The organism is Citrobacter sp. H12-3-2 (assembly GCF_009649895.1).
In the GTDB taxonomy this organism is placed as follows: Bacteria; Pseudomonadota; Gammaproteobacteria; order Enterobacterales; family Enterobacteriaceae; genus Citrobacter; species Citrobacter portucalensis.
In genome coordinates, this window is the sequence record NZ_CP045837.1 from 3,917,708 (window position 1) to 3,938,088 (window position 20,381).

19 protein-coding genes are annotated in these 20,381 nt (G+C 52.6%); 2 read left to right on the top strand and 17 right to left on the bottom strand.

The genetic code is table 11. From position 1 onward, the window contains the following. Window positions 1–21: 21 nt before the first annotated feature. Window positions 22–444 carry an alternative ribosome rescue aminoacyl-tRNA hydrolase ArfB gene (arfB, locus tag GHC22_RS18735; protein WP_032942412.1) on the bottom strand — a complete coding sequence of 141 codons (423 nt, stop codon included), beginning with the start codon at window positions 442–444 and terminating at the stop codon, window positions 22–24. Beyond that, complete coding sequence (locus GHC22_RS18740; protein WP_153753708.1) at window positions 441–986, bottom strand: YaeQ family protein; 546 nt, start codon at window positions 984–986, stop codon at window positions 441–443. The genes arfB and GHC22_RS18740 overlap by 4 nt, the downstream gene beginning before the upstream one ends. Window positions 987–1,174: 188 nt before the next feature. Here GHC22_RS18740 and GHC22_RS18745 point away from each other — a divergent pair, with 188 nt between their 5' ends. Next, window positions 1,175–1,375: a YaeP family protein gene (locus GHC22_RS18745; protein WP_003018499.1), complete on the top strand. Its 201-nt coding sequence runs from the start codon at window positions 1,175–1,177 to the stop codon at window positions 1,373–1,375. Beyond that, complete coding sequence (gene rof, locus GHC22_RS18750; protein WP_003018503.1) at window positions 1,362–1,622, top strand: Rho-binding antiterminator; 261 nt, start codon at window positions 1,362–1,364, stop codon at window positions 1,620–1,622. Before GHC22_RS18745 ends, rof begins: the two co-directional genes overlap by 14 nt. A gap of 42 nt (window positions 1,623–1,664) precedes the next feature. Here the strand turns inward: rof and tilS are convergent, their stop codons facing one another. The 15 genes from tilS to ispU form a co-directional block, all read right to left on the bottom strand. Continuing rightward, the gene (tilS, locus tag GHC22_RS18755) at window positions 1,665–2,960 is read right to left on the bottom strand and encodes a tRNA lysidine(34) synthetase TilS (protein ID WP_153753709.1); all 1,296 of its coding nucleotides are present in this window, start codon (window positions 2,958–2,960) and stop codon (window positions 1,665–1,667) included. A 61-nt stretch (window positions 2,961–3,021) separates the two neighbouring features. Continuing rightward, window positions 3,022–3,411, bottom strand: coding sequence for a VOC family protein (locus GHC22_RS18760; RefSeq protein ID WP_008786273.1), 390 nt, complete (start codon window positions 3,409–3,411; stop codon window positions 3,022–3,024). 66 nt (window positions 3,412–3,477) lie between these two features. After that, a complete protein-coding gene (ldcC, locus tag GHC22_RS18765) occupies window positions 3,478–5,616 on the bottom strand; it encodes a lysine decarboxylase LdcC (protein WP_153753710.1) in 2,139 nt (712 codons plus the stop codon). A 99-nt stretch (window positions 5,617–5,715) separates the two neighbouring features. Beyond that, window positions 5,716–6,675, bottom strand: a complete 960-nt coding sequence (accA, locus tag GHC22_RS18770) for an acetyl-CoA carboxylase carboxyl transferase subunit alpha (RefSeq protein WP_003829164.1) — start codon at window positions 6,673–6,675, stop codon at window positions 5,716–5,718. Window positions 6,676–6,687: 12 nt separating this feature from the next. Beyond that, window positions 6,688–10,170 carry a DNA polymerase III subunit alpha gene (gene dnaE, locus GHC22_RS18775; protein WP_008786271.1) on the bottom strand — a complete coding sequence of 1,161 codons (3,483 nt, stop codon included), beginning with the start codon at window positions 10,168–10,170 and terminating at the stop codon, window positions 6,688–6,690. Between the two features lie 24 nt (window positions 10,171–10,194). Further along, window positions 10,195–10,791, bottom strand: coding sequence for a ribonuclease HII (gene rnhB, locus GHC22_RS18780; RefSeq protein ID WP_153753711.1), 597 nt, complete (start codon window positions 10,789–10,791; stop codon window positions 10,195–10,197). Then, a complete protein-coding gene (gene lpxB / locus GHC22_RS18785; RefSeq protein ID WP_003829168.1) occupies window positions 10,788–11,936 on the bottom strand; it encodes a lipid-A-disaccharide synthase in 1,149 nt (382 codons plus the stop codon). Before lpxB ends, rnhB begins: the two co-directional genes overlap by 4 nt. Next, the gene (gene lpxA / locus GHC22_RS18790) at window positions 11,936–12,724 is read right to left on the bottom strand and encodes an acyl-ACP--UDP-N-acetylglucosamine O-acyltransferase (RefSeq protein ID WP_003018525.1); all 789 of its coding nucleotides are present in this window, start codon (window positions 12,722–12,724) and stop codon (window positions 11,936–11,938) included. Before lpxA ends, lpxB begins: the two co-directional genes overlap by 1 nt. 3 nt (window positions 12,725–12,727) lie before the next feature. Then, complete coding sequence (fabZ, locus tag GHC22_RS18795; protein ID WP_003018528.1) at window positions 12,728–13,183, bottom strand: 3-hydroxyacyl-ACP dehydratase FabZ; 456 nt, start codon at window positions 13,181–13,183, stop codon at window positions 12,728–12,730. A gap of 103 nt (window positions 13,184–13,286) precedes the next feature. Next, entirely contained in the window at window positions 13,287–14,312 is a 1,026-nt protein-coding gene (lpxD, locus tag GHC22_RS18800) for a UDP-3-O-(3-hydroxymyristoyl)glucosamine N-acyltransferase (protein ID WP_003018531.1), read from the bottom strand. 3 nt (window positions 14,313–14,315) lie between these two features. Next, the gene (skp, locus tag GHC22_RS18805; RefSeq protein WP_003018533.1) at window positions 14,316–14,801 is read right to left on the bottom strand and encodes a molecular chaperone Skp; all 486 of its coding nucleotides are present in this window, start codon (window positions 14,799–14,801) and stop codon (window positions 14,316–14,318) included. A 122-nt stretch (window positions 14,802–14,923) separates the two neighbouring features. After that, on the bottom strand, window positions 14,924–17,341 hold the full coding sequence (gene bamA / locus GHC22_RS18810) for an outer membrane protein assembly factor BamA (RefSeq protein WP_153753712.1): 2,418 nt from the start codon (window positions 17,339–17,341) through the stop codon (window positions 14,924–14,926). A 29-nt stretch (window positions 17,342–17,370) separates the two neighbouring features. Beyond that, window positions 17,371–18,723, bottom strand: a complete 1,353-nt coding sequence (gene rseP, locus GHC22_RS18815) for a sigma E protease regulator RseP (RefSeq protein WP_003829173.1) — start codon at window positions 18,721–18,723, stop codon at window positions 17,371–17,373. A gap of 11 nt (window positions 18,724–18,734) precedes the next feature. Further along, window positions 18,735–19,592 (bottom strand): phosphatidate cytidylyltransferase, encoded by an 858-nt coding sequence (gene cdsA, locus GHC22_RS18820; RefSeq protein WP_008786267.1) that lies wholly within the window; start codon window positions 19,590–19,592, stop codon window positions 18,735–18,737. A gap of 12 nt (window positions 19,593–19,604) precedes the next feature. Next, entirely contained in the window at window positions 19,605–20,363 is a 759-nt protein-coding gene (gene ispU, locus GHC22_RS18825; protein ID WP_008786266.1) for a (2E,6E)-farnesyl-diphosphate-specific ditrans,polycis-undecaprenyl-diphosphate synthase, read from the bottom strand. Window positions 20,364–20,381 lie beyond the last annotated feature (18 nt).

The following is a 20,381-nucleotide window of genomic DNA, read 5'->3' on the forward strand; positions in this document are numbered from 1 at the left end:
ATTAATTTTTATTCCCGCTCGTCAGTCTTGCGTTCGACGAACTCTCCCGCGCAGTGCTTTCACTGTGGATTTTTGCGCCTTCGATGACAACCTGCGCTCTTTCGAGGCGCGCGTAGGGCGAGTTGCCTGTCGGCTTTTTTGCACCGCGGTTAATTCTTTTATCACCGCCACCAGTCGGGAGATTGCCGCTTCCCGATTGAGCTCCTGGCTACGGTATTCCTGCGCCTTAATGATAATAATGCCATCGCCGCTAATCAGATGATGGCTGGCGGCCAGCAGGCGTTCCTTGTAATACTCTGGCAGGCTCGAGGCCCGAATGTCAAAGCGCAAATGGATAGCCGTCGAGGTCTTGTTAACGTGCTGACCACCCGCGCCTTGTGCCCGAATCGCCGTGATTTCCAGCTCATTATCAGGGATAGAGACGTTTCGGGAGAGAACAATCATGAACGCGGCTGCCACGCGGTCAGATGAATTTCCAGATTGTTCTGAGAGTCGGACAGCCAAATAGCGCCGTCCTGAATAGTCGCCTGCAGTGCCATTGTACGACCAGCAAAATCACTCAGTTGCGCCAGCAGTTCATCATCCAGATACCACACGGTGAGATTTTTAAACTGCGCACATTTGTTCTGGTTTTGCTGCCACCAGATCTGAGCCGCACGGCTGTTGTAGGCAAACAGAGCAACCTCACCAGACTGGGTACAGGCTTTCTTGATACGGCGCTCATCCGGCAGACCCAGCTCAATCCAAAGATCGATGCCCAGATGGTCGTTACGCAGCCATGCTTCAGGCTCGTCTTCCGCGCTCAGGCCACGCGTGAACTGCAGCCGTTCATCGGCATATTTAATCCAGGCCAGCAGGCGCAGCATCATGCGCTCCTGGGTTTCAGAGGGGTGACGCGCCAGCGTCAAGGCCGCGTCAAGAAACTGGTTGCGGTCAAGATCCGCTACGTTGACGACGGCTTTATAAATTGTCGCTTTAAGCGCCATGGGAGAACTCCTTTCGAATCAGGCGCACATTGTAGCGAAAACTGCGGCAAAAGGCTGCTAACTGCTCATCTATCAAGGCGCTGATATTGCTTGAATGAGTATGGTATAGTCACCTTGCTAAACAGAGTTTATCTTCGTAGGCTTAGACTTGCATCCACGGTTAAGTCAGAGTGCTGACAGGAGGGCATGTGGAAAAATATTGTGAGTTAATACGCAAGCGGTACGCGGAAATCGCCAGCGGAGACTTAGGGTATATCCCGGATGCGCTGGGTTGCGTATTGAAGGTGCTTAATGAAGTGGCGGCAGACAGCGCCCTTCCAGAGTCGGTCAGGGAAAAAGCGGCCTATGCTGCCGCGAACTTACTGGTGAGCGATTATGTCAATGAATGAAACGTATCAACCCATCAATTGCGATGATTACGACAATCTTGAACTCGCCTGCCAGCACCATTTGTTACTGACGCTGGCGTTAAAAGATGGCGAAGTTTTGCAGGCGAAAGCGAACGACCTGGTTTCACGCAAAAACGTGGAGTATCTGGTCGCAGATGTCGCAGGTGAAACCCGGGAGCTTCGCCTCGACAAAATTGCCAGCTTCAGCCACCCGCAGATCGGTACCGTGGTGGTCAGCGAATCCTGATTATTTTGGTGCCGGATGACGGTGCAAAGCACCTTATCCGGCCTACTTTCCACGCCAAACCAGACTCACGCCTTCTTCATCTTCCGCCGCTCCCTCACGCGTCACGAAAACACCCGCAGCCGCAATCAACGTTTCGCCGTAAAACAGCATCGGTGTGGTATCTCGTCGCCAGGGTGGGATCCCCTGCTCCTGCCAGATTTTCTTTAATTTCCGTCCACCGTTACGCCCGACAATATGCAATAACCCTGGTGCTTTGAAACGAATGCTGACGGCTTCATCCGCTTGCGGCATGCGCAATTCACCCGCAGAAATTAACTGAACCGAACCCAATCCGGCAGGCAGCGCCAACGGTGTTTTCCACTCTAACCATGGGATAACGGTTTCGCTTTGCCCATCGACTGACTTCACCCACCACAGCTGTGACTGATAACGACGGACCTCGTACTCCCCGAGGCGAAAACAGGGTGAGGCATCTTCCCGCGCCAGCGCCACTTCCTGCCAGATACGTTCCAGTCCATCACGAGAAGGCATCGGCGCATTTAACCCCGCCAGCCAGCGACGAAGCAGCGCGGCACGACGCACGTCGCTCATCATCATTAACGGTGCCAGTAACAGTGTGCCGTGGGCTGTGATGCAATCTGCTAAATCGCTGGCCAGAAGTTCATCCAGTAAACTCTCCTGCTCAGCACACAGCGCGGCGCTGCGGGCTACGGCTTGCGCGAAGTGCGGCCAGCGCTGTTGCAGCAATGGGGTAACGCGCAATCTGAGGAAATTGCGATCGTAGGTATCATCCTGATTGCTTTCATCTTCAATCCAGCATAATTCATACTGCCGCGCCCATGTTTCAAGCGCCTCTCGCGTTTGCGCCAGCAGCGGTCGAATCAGCTGGGTTCCGGCGAACGGTGAGTTTTCGCCCATGGCGGAAAGTCCGGCAGGGCCACTGCCGCGCTTAAGCGCCAGCAGAAAGGTTTCACACTGGTCATCGAGATGCTGGGCAGTCATTAGCACCTCGCCCGGTAGTAAGGTCTGCGCAAATGCCTGATAGCGCGCGCGTCGTGCCTGAGCTTCGATGCCCAGACCATCATCCTCAAGGTGTACCCGCTCAACCACCAGCGGAACCTGCCACTGCATACATACTGACTCACAGTGCTGCACCCAACTGTCTGCATGTGGGCTTAATCCGTGATGAATATGGATTGCGCGTAAAGCGACCTCAGGATGCTGCGCTCGCCACTGCACCAGCTGATGCAGGAGTACGGTTGAGTCCAGCCCGCCGCTAAAGGCGACCAAAATCGATTGAGAATTCAGCAGTGAAGTGTTCAGCGTGAGTGTCGTCATGATGGTTACTTACAATGGCATTGCCCGGCACGTTACCGGGCTAACGCCACAATGACAAGCCTTACATCTCGTACAGTTCGAGGGGCAATCCGTCCGGATCGTTGAAAAACGTAAAGCGTTTACCGGTAAATGGATCGATACGTATGGATTCACACTTCACGTGGTGTGCTTCCAGATGCGCGATCGACTTTTCCACATCCTCCACGCTGAACGCCAGATGACGCAAACCGCAGGCTTCCGGTCGGCTCGGACGGCAAGGTGGAAACGGGAAAGAAAAAAGCTCAATCACATACTGGCCGTTCAATGCCAGATCGCCTTTCCACGAGTCTCTCTCTTCCCGATAGGCTTCGCTCATCAGTGTAAAGCCAAGCACATCGCAGTAAAATGCCTTACTCGCCGCGTAGTCCGTCGCAATAATGGCAATATGGTGAACCTGTTTTAATCCCAGCATAGCGTCATCGCCTCTTTCATTTTTCTGTCAGCACGTTACTCGTATGTCTTAGGGTCAGGCAAGTCGTTATGCCATTTTTAAGACTCTCACGCGATACACGCCATCCTCGCCCAGCTTAGCGCCATGGATATCGGTTTCAAATCCCGGGTAGCGCTGCCCCACTGAACACAGCATCAGAAGAAAATCGAGGACAGCCCGGCTTTTGGCAGTGATCATTTCCCCGGGCATCAAGAGCGGCACGCCTGGAGGATAAGGTAGGATCATATTGGCGGACACGCGTCCTACCAGTTGATCAAGCGCCACGGTTTCCACCTCACCTTTGATCTGCCTCTGCCAGGCCTGGTGCGGTGTCATTTTCATTTCCGGCAAGGTATCAAATGCCCGCAGCATCAGTCCGGAGAGATCGTGCTGGCGGATCAGCTTATGGATCCCCTGTGCCAGATCCTGAATACGCATATTGCGATAGAAATCGGGATCTTCAGCATACAGATCCGGCAGCATATTTTTCACGCGTAAATTCAGATCGTACGAGCGCTTAAATTCCGTCAGGCCACGTAGCAGCCCCATCGCCCGGGTTTTATCTATGCCAATACTGAACAGGAATAACAGGTTATACGGTCCCGTTTTTTCGACGACGACGCCGCGTTCATCAAGGAATTTCGCCACCAGCGCCGCGGGGATCCCCTCTTCGCTCATATTTCCCTGTTCATCCATTCCCGGCGTCAGAATCGTGACCTTCACAGGGTCGAGGAACATGTGGTCGGCATCAGCATCAACAAATCCGTGCCAGTCTTCACCTGGCGCTACCGGCCAACATTCTGCTTCATCGACCTTTTCAGGCTGCCAGATATCAAAGAACCAGCCATCCGACTCTTCGCGCAGACGCTGCACTTCTTTACGGAAATGCAACGCCCGTTCCACCGAACGATTGATTAACCGCTTGCCGGAATTGCCACGCAGCATTGCCGCCGCCGTTTCTATCGACGCCACAATCGGATAGCTCGGAGACGTGGAGGTGTGCATCATAAAGGCTTCGTTGAACGTGTCTTCATCATAGTCACCCTTAATGTGGATCAGCGAAGCCTGTGACAACGCCGCCAGCATCTTGTGGGTGGACTGTGTTTCAAAAATCACCTTTCCCGGTACCCGTTCGCCGCTCATCCCGCTTTTCCCCTGATAGATCGGATGAAAATGGGTATATGGCACCCAGGCTGAATCAAAATGGATGGAGGGCACATCCAGGGTTTGCTTGATCCAGTTGGTGTTATAAAGCAGCCCGTCATAGGTGGAGTTGGTGATCACCGCGTGTACCGGCCATTGCGCCTGAGTCGTCTCTTCTACCTTGTGTTCAATACTTGCGTGGGTAAATTCCCGACGGGGTATACCGCCGAGGATCCCCAACGCGTTACGCGTAGGCTTCAACCAGATTGGCACCACATCGCTCATCATCAGCAAATGCGCCAGCGACTTATGGCAGTTGCGGTCAATCAGTAGCGTACTGCCTGCAGGCGCAGCATACATGCCGACAATTTTGTTCGACGTCGAGGTGCCGTTGGTCACCATATAGCTCTGTTCGGCACCAAAAGTACGCGCGATATACTCCTCCGCTTCGAGGTGCGGACCGGTATGATCAAGCAATGAACCCAGTTCGGTTACGGAAATGGACACGTCGGCTTTCAGCGTATTGCCGCCAAAGAAATCATAGAACAGGCAGCCGACCGGGCTTTTCTGGTACGCCGTCCCCGCCATGTGCCCGGGCGTACAGAAGGTATACTTTCCTTCCTTCACATAGGTAAACAGCGCCTTGGTGAACGGAGGCGTGATGTTATCGAGGTATTCGCTGGTGTACTGGCGAATGCGGGTGGCAATGTCTTCAGACTGACCCAGCGCATACTCAAAAAACCACAGCGCCATGCGCAGGTCGTGCGCACTGACATCCATCGTCGAATGGGTATTAATAAAGGCGTACAGCGGGAGATACTCGTTGAGCTGGTTGATGTCACTGCACAGCTCCAGGCTATATTCATCCCAGTCAAAAATGACGCCGCAAATTCGCGGGTTGTGTTCGATAAACTTCAGCAGGTCAACGCTATTCTGCGGCCAGATAATCTGAAATCCCTGCTGTTGCAGCGCACGTTCAAGTTCCTTGATGGGCTCATCTTTATAAAAGACGCCATGCGGTCCCATGATGGCAATGATATTCATGCGTTCCTCCTGGAAAAACCTTAGTTAATCATAGCCTGGCCAAACCACAGGTAAAAAAAAGGGCCACAACGTTGTGGCCCTTTTCGGAATTAATGCAGTTTACGCGTAACCGTAGCTCATCAGACGCTGGTAACGACGGTTTTTCAGATCGTCTTTGCTTAACACGTCTAGATCGGCGAGATCGGCCAGCAGTTGTGCTTTCAGGGACGCAGCCATCACTTCCGGATTGCGGTGTGCGCCGCCTAACGGTTCCGGAATGATAGAGTCGATAAGCTTCAGCTCTTTCAGACGCGGGGCAACAATTCCCATCGCTTCTGCGGCCAGCGGTGCTTTGTCGGCGCTTTTCCACAGAATTGAAGCACAACCTTCCGGGGAGATAACGGAATAGGTGCTGTATTGCAGCATATTCACTTTATCGCCTACACCGATCGCCAGCGCGCCACCGGAACCACCTTCACCGATAACGGTGCAGATTACCGGTACGCTCAGACGCGACATTTCACGCAGGTTACGCGCGATCGCTTCTGACTGACCACGCTCTTCCGCGCCCACACCCGGGTAAGCCCCTGGGGTGTCGATGAAGGTAATGATCGGCATGTTGAAACGCTCGGCCATTTCCATCAGACGCAGCGCTTTGCGATAGCCTTCCGGCGCTGGCATGCCGAAATTACGGCGAATCTTTTCTTTGGTCTCACGGCCTTTCTGATGACCAATGATCATCACCGGACGGCCATCCAGACGCGCGATACCGCCGACAATAGCTTTATCATCCGCATAGGCACGATCGCCCGCCAGCTCATCAAATTCATCAAACGCCAGGCGGACATAATCCAGGGTGTACGGACGCTGTGGATGGCGCGCCAGTTGGGCTACCTGCCATGCGCCAAGATCGGCGAAGATTTTACGCGTCAGTTCTACGCTTTTTTCACGCAGGCGATGCACTTCTTCATCGATGTTAATATCCAGTTTCTCATCCTGACGGCTAACCGCAGTCAAAGAATCGATTTTTGCTTCCAGCTCTGCAATCGGCTGTTCAAAATCAAGGAAATTCAGACTCATAGTATTCCTGTATTAGTCAAACTCCAGTTCCACCTGCTCCGAACCAATAAGGCCACGGAGATCGTTTAGCAAACGATCGCTCGGAGAGACACGCCACGTCGCGCCAAAACGCAACCGCGCACGTGCATCCGCCCTCTGATAGTAGAGATGTACTGGAATTGTCCCCGAGCGGTGGGGTTCCAGAGACTGACGGAGTCGGTTTAAAAGCTGGTCATCAATTTGCCTGTCCGTCAGCGAGATAGCAAGCCCGCGAGCATATTTTTCCCGGGCTTCGTCAATATCCATGACTTCACGGGCCATCATTTTAAGCCCGCCGCTGAAGTCATCAAAGCTGACCTGTCCGCTGACGATAAGTATGCGGTCTTTTTCCAGCAATTGCTGGTATTTATCCAGAGCATCGGTAAACAACATAACTTCCAGACGTCCGGAACGGTCATCCAGTGTACAGATGCCGATACGATTGCCGCGCTTGGTGACCATTACCCGCGCAGCAATGACGAGCCCCGCAGCCGTGGTGACTTTACCACGTTCTGTCGGATGCATGTCTTTCAGCCTGTAGCCTCCGACATAGCGCTCAATTTCTTTTAAATACTGGTTGATGGGGTGTCCCGTCAGGTAAAGCCCCAACGTTTCACGCTCACCATCTAATACCACCTGCTCCGGCCACGGTTGGCAACTGGCATAGGATTGTTCAATTTGCTCCGGTTCTTCCGCCAGCACGCCAAACATATCGGCCTGACCGATGGCTTCGGCTTTTGCATGCTGATCGGCGGCTTTTAGCGCATCGTTGAGCGAATTCATCAACGCCGCGCGATGCGGGCCAAGGCGATCAAACGCCCCGGACATGATTAGCTTTTCCAGCACCCGGCGGTTAAGTTTTTTGATATCCGTGCGCGCACAGAGATCAAACAGCTCACGGAAGTAACCGCCTTCGTTACGCGCCTCAATAATAGCTTCAATTGGTCCTTCACCCACGCCTTTTATCGCGCCGATGCCATAAACAATCTCGCCATCATCATTCACGTGAAAATGGTAAAGCCCGGAGTTGATATCCGGCGGCAGGATTTTGAGCCCCATACGCCAGCATTCATCTACCAGCCCGACCACTTTCTCAGTGTTATCCATATCGGCGGTCATTACCGCCGCCATAAACTCAGCAGGATAATGCGCCTTCAGCCACAGTGTCTGGTAAGAGACGAGCGCATAGGCTGCGGAGTGCGATTTGTTAAATCCGTAACCGGCGAATTTCTCCACCAGGTCAAAGATTTTCATCGCCAGTTCGCCGTCTACGCCGCGCTTTTTCGCCCCTTCTTCAAAGGTGCCGCGCTGCTTAGCCATCTCTTCCGGCTTTTTCTTACCCATCGCACGACGCAGCATATCCGCGCCGCCAAGGGTGTACCCGGACAACTCCTGGGCAATCTGCATAACCTGTTCCTGATACAGGATAATGCCGTAGGTCGGCTCCAGTACCGGTTTCAGACACTCATGCTGCCATTGTACGTCCGGGTAGGAAATCTCTTCGCGACCATGCTTACGGTCGATAAAGTTATCTACCATCCCCGACTGTAGCGGACCTGGGCGGAACAGAGCCACCAGTGCGATCATGTCTTCGAAGCAGTCAGGCTGCAGACGTTTGATCAGGTCTTTCATACCGCGGGATTCAAGCTGGAAGACCGCCGTGGTCTCCGAGCGTTGCAGCATATCGAAGCTTTTCTTGTCATCCAGCGGGATAGCCGCAATATCCAGCGGTGGCTCACCGTTCTTTTCACGGCGCGCGTTGATCATTTCCAGCGCCCAGTTGATGATGGTGAGCGTACGCAGGCCGAGGAAGTCGAACTTCACAAGACCGGCATATTCCACGTCGTTCTTATCAAACTGAGTAACCGGGTGCAGCCCCTGCTCATCGCAGTACAAAGGCGCAAAATCAGTAATTTTTGTCGGTGCGATAACCACACCACCGGCGTGCTTACCAGCGTTACGCGTGACGCCTTCCAGCTTACGCGCCATATCGATCAGCGCTTTAACCTCTTCATCTGCCTCATAGATTTCCGGCAGTTGGGGTTCGGCTTCAAAGGCTTTTGCCAGCGTCATGCCCGGGTCGGGCGGCACCAGTTTCGAAATACGGTCAACGAAACCGTACGGATGCCCCAGCACGCGGCCCACGTCGCGGATAACCGCTTTTGCAGCCATCGTACCAAAGGTAATAATCTGCGAAACCGCATCACGACCGTACATTTCCGCCACGTGCTCGATAACCTGGTCGCGTTTCTCCATACAGAAGTCAACGTCGAAGTCGGGCATTGAGACACGTTCCGGGTTAAGGAAACGTTCGAACAGCAGGTCAAATTCCAGCGGATCGAGATCGGTAATTTTCAGCGCATAGGCGACAAGTGAGCCAGCGCCGGAACCACGTCCCGGGCCTACCGGTACGCCGTTATCTTTCGACCACTGGATAAATTCCATAACGATCAGGAAGTAGCCTGGGAATCCCATCTGGTTGATAACTTTAAGTTCAACTTCCAGACGTTCATCGTAAGGCGGGCGCTTCTGCGCACGAACTTCAGGGTCAGGGAACAAAAATTCGAGACGTTCTTCCAGCCCTTCGCGTGATTTCGCCACGAGGAAATCCTCGGTGGTCATATCGCCGGTCGGGAACTGCGGCAGGAAGTATTCGCCCAGACGCACCGTCACGTTGCAGCGTTTGGCTATCTCGACGGTGTTTTGCAGTGCTTCCGGAATATCGGAGAACAGCTCGCACATCTCATCTTCGCTGCGCATGTACTGCTGCGGCGAATAGTTACGCGGGCGTTTCGGGTCATCAAGGGTGAACCCGTCGTGGATTGCTACGCGGATTTCATGCGCGTCGAAATCTCCGGTTTCCAGGAAGCGGACATCGTTAGTCGCCACCACCGGTAGACCACGTGTTTCGGCCAGTGCTACGGCTGCATGCAGATAATTTTCTTCATCTTGCCTGCCGGTGCGAATCAGTTCGAGGAAATAGCAATTGGGAAAATGTTCTTCGTAAAACGCCACGCACTCGTCAACCAGTGCGCTATTGCCGCGCAGCAGGCTGCGTCCGACATCGCCCATGCGACCGCCGGAGAGCAAAATCAAACCTTCTTTTAGCTCGACCAACCAGTCCCGGTCGATAACCGGTCCTTCTGCGCCATAGCCTCGCTGATAGGCTTTCGAAATCAACAACGTCAGGTTCTGATAGCCGGTATTATTTGCGGCCAGCACGGTGAGCTGCGTGAGTTCATCGCCCAACAGCTCACTGCGGACATGAAAATCTGCGCCAACTATCGGCTTGATACCCGCGCCGTGGCCCGCTCCGTAAAACTTCACCAGACCACACAGGTTGGTAAAATCGGTGATCGCCAGCGCAGGCATGCCTAACGCGGCCGCCTTTTTCACCAGCGGCCCGGTTTTCGCCAGCCCATCGATCATGGAGTAGTCGCTGTGCACCCGTAGGTGGACGAAACGTGGTTCAGACATCTTCAGATTCCTTCGACACAAGAATCAGGACGAGAGTCCCAGTGCGCGTTTGACGGGGCCAAAGCTGCGGCGATGATGCTCAGTCGCACCATGCAGTGCCAATTTTTCCAGATGAAATGCGGTTGGATAGCCTTTGTGCTGTGCAAAACCATACTGTGGAAAAACCGTATCCAGCGCCGCCATTTCAGCGTCACGGGTCACTTTTGCCAGAATCGATGCGGCGCTAATCTCCGCCACGCGGCTATCACCTTTGACCACCGCCATCGACGGTACCGGTAATGCAGGGCAACGATTGCCGTCAATCAGCACGTATTCGGGCGCAATATGCAAACCCGCAACCGCACGCTGCATGGCAAGCATGGTGGCATGCAAAATGTTCAGCTCGTCGATTTCATGCGGTTCCGCCCGCCCCAGGCTCCAGCTTAACGCTTTTTCTTTAATTTCATCAAACAGCGCCAGGCGACGTTTTTCTGACAGTTTTTTTGAGTCGTTAAGACCGATAATAGGGCGAGCCGGATCCAGAATGACGGCAGCAGTGACGACTGCGCCAACCAAAGGGCCGCGCCCGACTTCATCCACACCCGCCACTAAATGCATATGCGGATACACAAATTCAATCATTGCGCTAACTCCAGGACCGCATCCGCCGCCTGCTCATCAGCATTGCAACGGATCTGCTGGTGCAGTTCACGGAATGTGTCGTGCATCGCATGGCTGGTTTTACCATTTGCCAGCAACGGCAACAGCGCTTGCGACAACGCCTGCGGTTCACACTCTTCCTGCAACAGCTCTTTAACCAGTTCTCTTCCCGCCAGCAGGTTAGGTAGCGAAACGTAATCCGTTTTCACTAGGCGCTTCGCCAGCCAAAAGGTGAAGGGTTTCATACGGTAGCCAACCACCATCGGGCATTTTGCCAGCATACATTCCAGCGCGGCGGTACCTGAAGCCAGCAGTGCGGCATCGCTGGCCACCATTGCTTCACGTCCCATCCCATTGAGCAGATGTACAGAAAGCTCCGGTGCAACTTCCGCTTTAATGCGTTCAAACTGCTCGCGACGTTTGGCATTCACCAACGGCACCACCACTTCGAGATCCGGATAATGCTGGCGTAATAGCTGCGCCGTTTTCAGAAAATCTGCGCTGAGCATCTCCACTTCAGCACCACGGCTTCCTGGCAATAGCGCCAGGCAGTGAGCGTCATGAGGAATGCCCAGAACATCACGCGCCGCATTTTTATCCGGGTCCAACGGCATGGCATCCGCCATGGTATGACCGATAAAGCGGCACGGGACGTTAAATTTGTCATAAAACGCTTTTTCGAAAGGCAGAAAGGCCAGCACCATGTTGGTGGATCTGCCTATTTTGAAAACGCGTTTCTGTCGCCACGCCCAGACGGACGGACTGACATAATGAATGGTTTTAATGCCCTGTTTTTTCAAGTTCCCTTCGAGGGTAATATTGAAATCAGGCGCATCAATGCCGACGAAAACATCCGGCTTTAAGTCGGTGAATCGGCGAGTGAGGTCGGCACGAATATGCAGTAAACGGCGCAGGCGTCCGAGCACTTCAACAATGCCCATGACCGCCAGCTCTTCCATTTCGTACCAGGCTTCACAGCCTTCGGCCTGCATCAGCGGACCCGCCACGCCAACAAAACGCGCATTGGGAACGCGAGCCTTGAGTGCACGGATTAACCCTGCACCAAGAATATCGCCGGAGGTTTCTCCGGCGACGAGGGCAATCGTTAAAGGACGCTGTTCAGTCATTAACGAATCAGGCCACGCGTTGAGCGCTCAAAGAAGTCGCTGAAAGCCTGAACTTCGGGGTACTGTTTCGCCAGTTCCGCGATTTCTGGTTTCACTTCTTCCAGCGTTTTACCGCTACGGTACAACGCTTTGTAGGCGTTACGAATCGCGGTAATCGCTTCGCGGGTGAATCCACGACGCTTCAGACCTTCGATATTGACGCCAAACGGCGTCGCGTGGTTGCCCTGGGCGATAACGTACGGAGGCACGTCCTGGGCTACACCAGAACAGCCGCCAACCATCACATGCGCACCGATGATGCAGAACTGATGCACCGCAGTCATGCCGCCGATGATAACAAAATCATCAAGCGAAACATGTCCGGCAAGCGTGGCGTTATTCGCCAGAATACAGCGGTTGCCTACCGTACAATCATGCGCGACGTGCGCATTAATCATCAGTAAGTTATCGCTGCCCACCTTCGTCACTCCACCGCCCTGCACTGTGCCACGATGAATGGTGACGCTTTCGCGGATGCGGTTGCGATCGCCAATTTCCACACGGGTCGGTTCGCCAGCATATTTAAGATCCTGGTTAACTTCACCGATGGAGGCAAACTGATAGATCTCGTTATCGCGACCAATTTTTGTATGGCCATTCACGACAACGTGAGACTTCAGTACGGTACCCTCACCAATTTCAACATGGGGTCCAACAATACAAAATGGGCCAATGTGAGCATTGGCACCAATGCTGGCGCCCTCTTCTACAATGGCGGTCGGGTGAATAAAGGCGGATTTATCAATCACGTATCAGGCCTCCCGGCTACGGGCACACATCATCGTTGCTTCGCACACAACTTTACCGTCGACCAGCGCAACCCCTTTAAAACGGGTCAGGCCACGGCGCGTTTTCTCGAAAGTCACTTCCATGATCATCTGATCGCCAGGCACGACAGGACGCTTAAAGCGTGCTTCATCAATACCCGCGAAATAATACAGCTCGCCTGGTTCCAGTTTTCCTACGCTTTTGAACGCGAGGATACCGGTAGCCTGTGCCATCGCTTCCAGAATCAATACGCCAGGGAAAATAGGTTTACCCGGGAAGTGGCCCTGAAAGAAAGGCTCGTTAACGGATACATTTTTCACTGCGCGCAGAAAACGACCTTCTTCAAAATCCAGCACGCGGTCAACCAGCAGAAACGGAAAACGGTGCGGCAGAAGTTCTAAAATCTCTTCAATATGCAGAGTATGAGTGTTAGTAGTCAAAATACTCTTCCTGTCAAAATATACTAAAAGGCAATAATAACACGGCCTGTCGCAATCGTATGAATGGGACAGGCCGAAAAGTCAGACATGCAAAAACGGTGCTTTAGTCTTGTTGATTAACCTTGCGCTCAATCGCTTTGAGGCGCTTGCTCATATCATCAATATTCATCACCAGTGCAGCTGTTTTACGCCATACCTTGTTGGGTTGTAGCGGAATGCCTGAGGAGTAGACGCCAGGTTCAGTGATAGGACGCATCACCATACCCATGCCAGTTACCGTAACTTTGTCGCATATTTCCATATGCCCATTGATCACGCTGGCACCGCCAATCATGCAATAACGGCCAATCTTCAGGCTACCCGCCATAATGACGCCACCGGCTACCGCCGTATTGTCGCCAATCACAACGTTATGCGCAATCTGGCACTGGTTATCAATGATAACACCATTACCGATCACAGTATCGTCCAGAGCACCACGGTCAATGGTGGTACAAGCGCCGATCTCGACGCGATCGCCGATAATCACGCGACCAAGCTGGGGGATCTTCACCCAGTTACCACGATCGTTCGCGTAACCAAATCCATCAGATCCAACGACAGTGCTGGACTGGATCAGGCAATTTTCACCGATCTGGATGTCGTGGTAAATCGTCACATTCGCCCACAAGCGTGAACCTGCACCGATTTTGGTATTTTTTCCGACGAAGCAACCTGCACCGATAACCACGTTATCGCCCAGTTCTACGCCAGACTCAATGACCGCATTTGCGCCCACAGAGACATTATTACCCAGCTTCGCCGTTGCATCGATCACTGCACTGGGTGCAATGTTCTGTGCAGGCTGAGGCGTGGTATCTAAAATTTGCGCCATACGTGCATAGGTCAGGTAGGGATTCTTCACTACCAGCGCCGCACTCTTAGCAAAAGGAAGATCGTCCTGCGTCATCACAACGGCAGACGCCTGGCATACGCCTAAATGTTCACGGTATTTAGGATTCACCATGAACGTGATATTGCCAGTTTGCGCAGATTGCATGGACGCTACGCCGGTGATGACGATATCGCCATCACCGTGTAATTCTGCATCCAACTGCTCTGCTAAATCAGCCAGTCGAATTGAAGGCATTACTTATTTAACCTGTTTCAGTACGTCAGCGGTGATGTCTTTTACATCGCTGCTGTTGTATGCAACGGTGTTTGCGTCAACGACCAGATCAATGCTCTGGCTGCTGGCAACAGATTTCACAGCTGTCTGGATACGAGTAACCAGTTTGCCACGTTCTTCGTTGGAACGACGTGCACGATCCTGCTCGAAAGCCTGAGCTTTCTGAGAGAAAGTCTGGCGCTGAGCCATGACGTCTTTTTCCAGCTTGGTACGATCGCTACCTGCTTTCATTGATTGCAGACGCTGCATTTTAGATTGCAGATCGGATTCCATACGCTGCAGTTCGCTGGCACGGCCTTTGAACTCGTTTTCCAGCGTAGCAGAAACACCCGTCTTCTGTGCAACCTGTTGGAACAGGCTACCCATATTGACGATTGCAATTTTGTCAGCAGCCTGTGCGGACGTTGCCATCGCTAAACCGAGACCTGCAGCTAATAACCACTTTTTCACAATTAACTCCTTACCATCCCATTTGCACCCGAAGGTGCAGTTCTTTGCGTGGCCAGGCGATCCCATGCAAGATCGCCTAAAGTCATCGCTACACTACCACTACATTCCTTTGCGAAGAACAGTTACCAGGTTTTACCAATATTAAACTGGAACTGTTCCGCTTTGTCTCCATCGTACTTCTTGAACGGCTGGGCGTAGGAGAAAACCAACGGCCCCAATGGGGACATCCATTGTAACGCGATACCTGCAGACATACGGATATTGCTCGGATCACCGTAATCTGGAACCCCAATAGCGCGAGTTTGATCGCTATCCTGCCAGTTAGTATCCCAAACGGTACCCATATCCCAGAAGAAGGAGGTACGGACCGAGTTAGCATACTTATCGCTGATAAACGGCGTCGGGGTAATAAATTCCAGGCTGGCTACGGCCATGGCGTTACCACCGACCGCATCGTCTGATTTACAGTACGAACCGTCTTTATTGGTACACTCTTCGTAGCTGTCAGTATCGCCGGCGTAAGCCCCTGATTTATAGACTGCTTTTGGACCGATGGTATTCGACTGGAAGCCACGCACGGTGCTGGAGCCACCGGCATAGAAGTTCTCGTAGAACGGCATTTCTTTACTGCCAATACCGTCGCCATAGCCTACCTTCGTACGTCCTAACACTACCCACTTATGATCGTCATCGATCGGTACATAGGTCGCGGTATCCAACGTCGCTTTATAGTATTCGTTGTCAGAACCCGGAATGGTGACTTTGCCGTTCAGGTTGACGCGCGTACCTTCCGTTGGGAAGTAGCCGCGGTCAAGCTTGTTATATGTCCAACCATAGTTAAAGGTGAAGTCATCAGCAGCAAAGCTGTTGGTATTGGTCTCACCCATTGACTCAAGATAACGATCCATCGCAACCTGCGGCTGCATATTGGACAGTTTGTTATGTACATAACCCAGGCCCGCGCGCAACGTGTTGTATTCGTTGACCGGGAAGCCCAGCGTCACGTCTGTACCATAACTTTTGTTGGTATAGTCGGACAGGTCTGCATCATCCGCTTCAAAGTCGTTATAGAAGACGCGGCCACCAAGGCTCACACCATCAACGGTGAAGTACGGGTTAGTGACAGACAACTCAGTATAGGTCTGGTAGTCGTTTTTGGTGCCGTTAATCCCGACAGAATAACCGGTACCTAACCAGTTATCTTGCTGAACGCCAGCCTGGAAGCTCACGCCGCTCTCGGTACCGTAACCGACGCCGAAGTTAAAGCTACCGGTGTTACGCTCTTTGACCTTGTAGACCACATCAACCTGATCCGGGCTGCCCGGAACACGCTGAGTATCGGTATCAACGGTTTCAAAGTAACCCAGACGGTTCAGACGCTCTTTACCCTGGTCGACCAGATCGCTGCCCAACCATGCGCCTTCCATCTGACGCATTTCGCGACGCAGAACGGAGTCTTTAGAAGTGTCGTTACCTTCAAAACGGATCTTACGCACATAGAAACGGTTACCCGCATCCACGTTTACACGTAATTTAACGGTTTTGTCGGCGTCGTTGATTTCAGGCTGCGACTGAACGCGCGGATAGGCATAGCCATAGCGACCCAGAAGCTTCTTGATGTCATCTTCCATTTTGGTCACTTTGGTGCCGTTATAGAGTTCACCTGGCTCGATCTTCGTCAGGGTCTCAATTTCGGCGGAGTGCCCGGCCAGGTTACCGCTCACCTGAACCCCAGAAAGCTTGTACTGCTCGCCTTCAGTGATGTTAACGGTGATGTAGATGCCTTTTTTATCCGGCGTCAGGCTGACCTGAGTGGAATCAATATTGAAGCGAGCATAACCGCGATCCAGATAGTAGCTACGCAGGGTTTCAAGGTCGCCCGCCAGCTTCTGTTTCTGGTATTTACGATCGCCCACCACGTTCCACCACGGCACTTCGTCACGCAACTGGAAGTGAGAGATAAGTTCGTCAGTCGAGAAGGCATGGTTGCCGACGATATTGATCTGTTGGATCTTCGCCGAAACACCTTCCTGGAAGACCAGCTTGAGGTCAACGCGGTTACGCGGCAACGGCGTCACCACCGCTTTCACACTGGCGCTGTACTTACCGACGCTATAGTAGAAATCTTCCAGGCCCTTTTCGATATCGGCAAGCGTGGTGCGATCCAGAGACTCGCCAACACGCACGCCAGACGCCTCGAGGTTTTGCTTCAGCATGTCATCTTTCACCGATTTGTTACCGGAGAAAGTGATGCTGGCAATCGTCGGACGTTCTTTTACCTGAACCAGAAGGGTATCACCATCGCGCAGGACGCGGACATCCTCAAAGTTTCCGGTGGCGAACAGAGCACGAATGGTATTACTGATGTCTTCATCATTAACCGTGTCGCCTGTGCGCACCGGCATACTGAGGAGAGCCGCACCAACGGCGACTCGCTGTAGGCCTTCGAAATGAATGTCCTTCACTACGAACCCTTCAGCACCGTATACGGTGGCGCTGCTAAACAGCAGCGACGCTATGAGCAACTTTTTCATCGCCATCGTTATTATGCGTTCTTCCTAACACTCTCTTACAACCGAGAGAAATCATTGAAAAGTGCAAGCCCCATTAACAACACCAGCAAGATAGAGCCAATGCGATAACTAAAGTCTTGAACCCGCTCGGATACCGGACCGCCCTTCAGCTTTTCAATCGCCAGGAACAGCAGATGCCCCCCGTCAAGAACGGGCAACGGAAACAGGTTGATTATCCCTAAGTTCACGCTGATAAGCGCAAGGAACATCAGGTAATAAATAATCCCGAACTCCGCTGACATCCCAGCCCCCTGGGCGATAGAAATCGGCCCACTGAGGTTGTTCAGTTTTACATCACCGGTAATCAATTTTCCCAGCATACTGACCGTCAGCTTCATCAACTGCCACGTTTTATCCGAGGCTTCGAGGATGGCGCTGAATGGCCCATACTGGCGTACAGTCTTATACTCATCAGGCAGAGGAATAACTTTAGGCACCACGCCCGCAAACCCTTCTGCCTTACCGTTAACCTGTTTTGAATCTGGGGTTAACGTTAAAGACAAGGAACTTCCTTGTCTTTCAATATCTAGCGCTAACGGCGTATCCGGATTATCGCGCACCAGCGTCACGAACGTCATCCATTGCGTCAGCGACTGACCATTGACTTTAACGATCCTGTCGCCAGCTTGCAAACCTGCCTTACTTGCAGCGGAATTAACCTGCACTTCTGACAGTACCGGTTCAATCTGCGGACCACGCGGACGCATGCCCAAACTAGAGACAGGATCCTCTTTGTCTGGCTCAAATGCCCAATGGCGTAAATCCAGCGTTTTGTCCTGTCGCTGGTTACTGCCAAATTGCGCCACGCTGAGGGTCGTATGCTCATCGCCAATTTTGGATACCAGTTGCAATCGCACGGCATCCCAATCAGGGGTTTCGATGCCATCAACCGCTTTTAGTTCCGTACCCGGCTGAATTTGCGCCTGTGCAGCAATCGAGTTGGGTGTTATTTCACCAACAACCGGACGAACGCCAGGGACACCAATGATAAACACCAGCCAATAAGCAAAAATAGCAAAAAGGAAGTTTGCAATCGGACCCGCGGCGATAATGGCAGCACGTTGTCCAACCGTTTTATTGTTGAAGGCGTAATGGCGCAATTCCGGTGCGACCGGTTCAGCGCGCTCATCCAGCATTTTGACGTAACCGCCGAGGGGAATCATGGCGATGACGTATTCCGTACCTGATTTATCGGTACGCCGCCAAAGCGCTTTTCCAAAGCCAATGGAAAAGCGTTCGACGCGGACTCCGCAGCGCCGTGCAACCCAGAAATGACCAAATTCATGCACGGTGATAAGCACACCAAGTGCAATGATGAATGCAGCCAAATTCCAGAGAATACTCAGCATAAGACCATCCGTTAGAGCGTCCTGAACACCAGTAACAACAGGCAGGCAAAGACCGGTACCGCAGCCGTCAGGCTATCAATACGATCCAGAATACCGCCGTGTCCTGGAATTAAGTGACCACTGTCCTTAATACCTGCTTCACGCTTAAACATACTCTCGGTCAGGTCACCCAGCACGGAGGCCAGGGCTGCAACGATGGAGCAAATGAGCAAGGTGACAGGCGCAACTTCAAGATTCGCCCACATGCCATAACCCCATGAGATTACGGCCGCAGTGGCGAGTCCGCCAAAAAAACCCTGCCAGGTTTTTCCAGGAGAAACCTTCGGCGCCAGCTTATGTTTGCCAAATAGCTTACCAAACATATACGCACCAGAGTCCGCTCCCCAGACGAGGATCATGACATACAGCAGCCATAGCGCGCCACTATAATGATTCTCATCATAGTGCCATGCACGTAGCGCCAGCATTCCCCAAAAGAACGGGACAATGGTTAACACGCCGAAAATTATGCGTAATGTTTTGGAATTACGCCAGACCGACGCAGACCCTGGATAAAACAATACCAGTAACAGCGCTACAACCCACCAGCCCAGCGACGCCCACAGCGATACTTCAACCAGCGGTTGATGGATATCGCGATGGTACTCTGGCAGCAAAAATAGCATCAGTGCCAGCAATAGCCCGCACAAAACCGCCAGCCAGACTCGCTGCGTACGCGTGGTAAAACCGCTTAACTGTCCCCATTCCCAGGCGGCCAACATACAGACGACCAACGTAACAATGGCGAACCCCACCGGCGGCAGCAAAAACAGCGCCGCGATGACAACGGGTATTAAAACAAAAGCAGAAATCAGGCGATACTTCAGCAAAAGCGACCCCCATCAGGCTTTTTCATCACCGGGTTCGGTGCCGCCGAAACGACGCTCACGATTAGCAAAGGCATGCAGCGCACCTTCAAAGTCTTGTTCATCGAAATCGGGCCAGAGAACATCGGTAAAGTAAAGTTCGGCATAGGCAATTTGCCACAACAGAAAATTACTAATTCGGTGCTCTCCCCCAGTCCTTATCACTAAATCCACAGGAGCCAGCTCATGCATACAAATTTGCTGCCCAAGCATCTCTTCATCGATTTGCTCAGGATGCAGCACACCGTCCTGCACCTGTTGTGCCAGTTGCCTGACTCCCTGGACAATATCCCACCGTCCACCGTAATTCGCTGCAATATTCAGCGTCAACCCGGTATTCTGGGCGGTAATCGCTTCTGATTTGCGAATCCGTTCTTGCAAACGTGAGTTAAATCGACTGATATCCCCGATAATACGCAGGCGTACGTTATGGCGATGCAGGTTTTTCACTTCGCTATCAAGTGCCCACACAAACAGTTCCATTAACGCGCTCACTTCCTGCGCAGGTCGGTTCCAGTTCTCACTGCTAAAGGCATACAGCGTTAACGCATCAATACCGTTATTTGCAGCAAAAGAGACAGCCCGGCGGACGGATTTTGCTCCAGCCTTATGCCCAAAGGCGCGAATCTTCCCTTGCTTTTTCGCCCAGCGGCCATTGCCATCCATGATAATTGCGACATGGCGACAACCATGTGCTGGCAAATTTTCGCTTAATGGTTTAGTTGCAGACAACATAACGCGTTATTAGTCCCT

Excerpts from the sequence above, each read along its gene's own strand:
- arfB (WP_032942412.1), bottom strand. The coding sequence starts at position 444 with ATGATTGTTCTCTCCCGAAACGTCTCTATCCCTGATAATGAGCTGGAA.
- GHC22_RS18740 (WP_153753708.1), bottom strand. The coding sequence starts at position 986 with ATGGCGCTTAAAGCGACAATTTATAAAGCCGTCGTCAACGTAGCGGAT.
- rof (WP_003018503.1), top strand. The coding sequence starts at position 1,362 with ATGTCAATGAATGAAACGTATCAACCCATCAATTGCGATGATTACGAC.
- tilS (WP_153753709.1), bottom strand. The coding sequence starts at position 2,960 with ATGACGACACTCACGCTGAACACTTCACTGCTGAATTCTCAATCGATT.
- GHC22_RS18760 (WP_008786273.1), bottom strand. The coding sequence starts at position 3,411 with ATGCTGGGATTAAAACAGGTTCACCATATTGCCATTATTGCGACGGAC.
- ldcC (WP_153753710.1), bottom strand. The coding sequence starts at position 5,616 with ATGAATATCATTGCCATCATGGGACCGCATGGCGTCTTTTATAAAGAT.
- accA (WP_003829164.1), bottom strand. The coding sequence starts at position 6,675 with ATGAGTCTGAATTTCCTTGATTTTGAACAGCCGATTGCAGAGCTGGAA.
- dnaE (WP_008786271.1), bottom strand. The coding sequence starts at position 10,170 with ATGTCTGAACCACGTTTCGTCCACCTACGGGTGCACAGCGACTACTCC.
- rnhB (WP_153753711.1), bottom strand. The coding sequence starts at position 10,791 with ATGATTGAATTTGTGTATCCGCATATGCATTTAGTGGCGGGTGTGGAT.
- lpxB (WP_003829168.1), bottom strand. The coding sequence starts at position 11,936 with ATGACTGAACAGCGTCCTTTAACGATTGCCCTCGTCGCCGGAGAAACC.
- lpxD (WP_003018531.1), bottom strand. The coding sequence starts at position 14,312 with ATGCCTTCAATTCGACTGGCTGATTTAGCAGAGCAGTTGGATGCAGAA.
- bamA (WP_153753712.1), bottom strand. The coding sequence starts at position 17,341 with ATGGCGATGAAAAAGTTGCTCATAGCGTCGCTGCTGTTTAGCAGCGCC.
- rseP (WP_003829173.1), bottom strand. The coding sequence starts at position 18,723 with ATGCTGAGTATTCTCTGGAATTTGGCTGCATTCATCATTGCACTTGGT.
- ispU (WP_008786266.1), bottom strand. The coding sequence starts at position 20,363 with ATGTTGTCTGCAACTAAACCATTAAGCGAAAATTTGCCAGCACATGGT.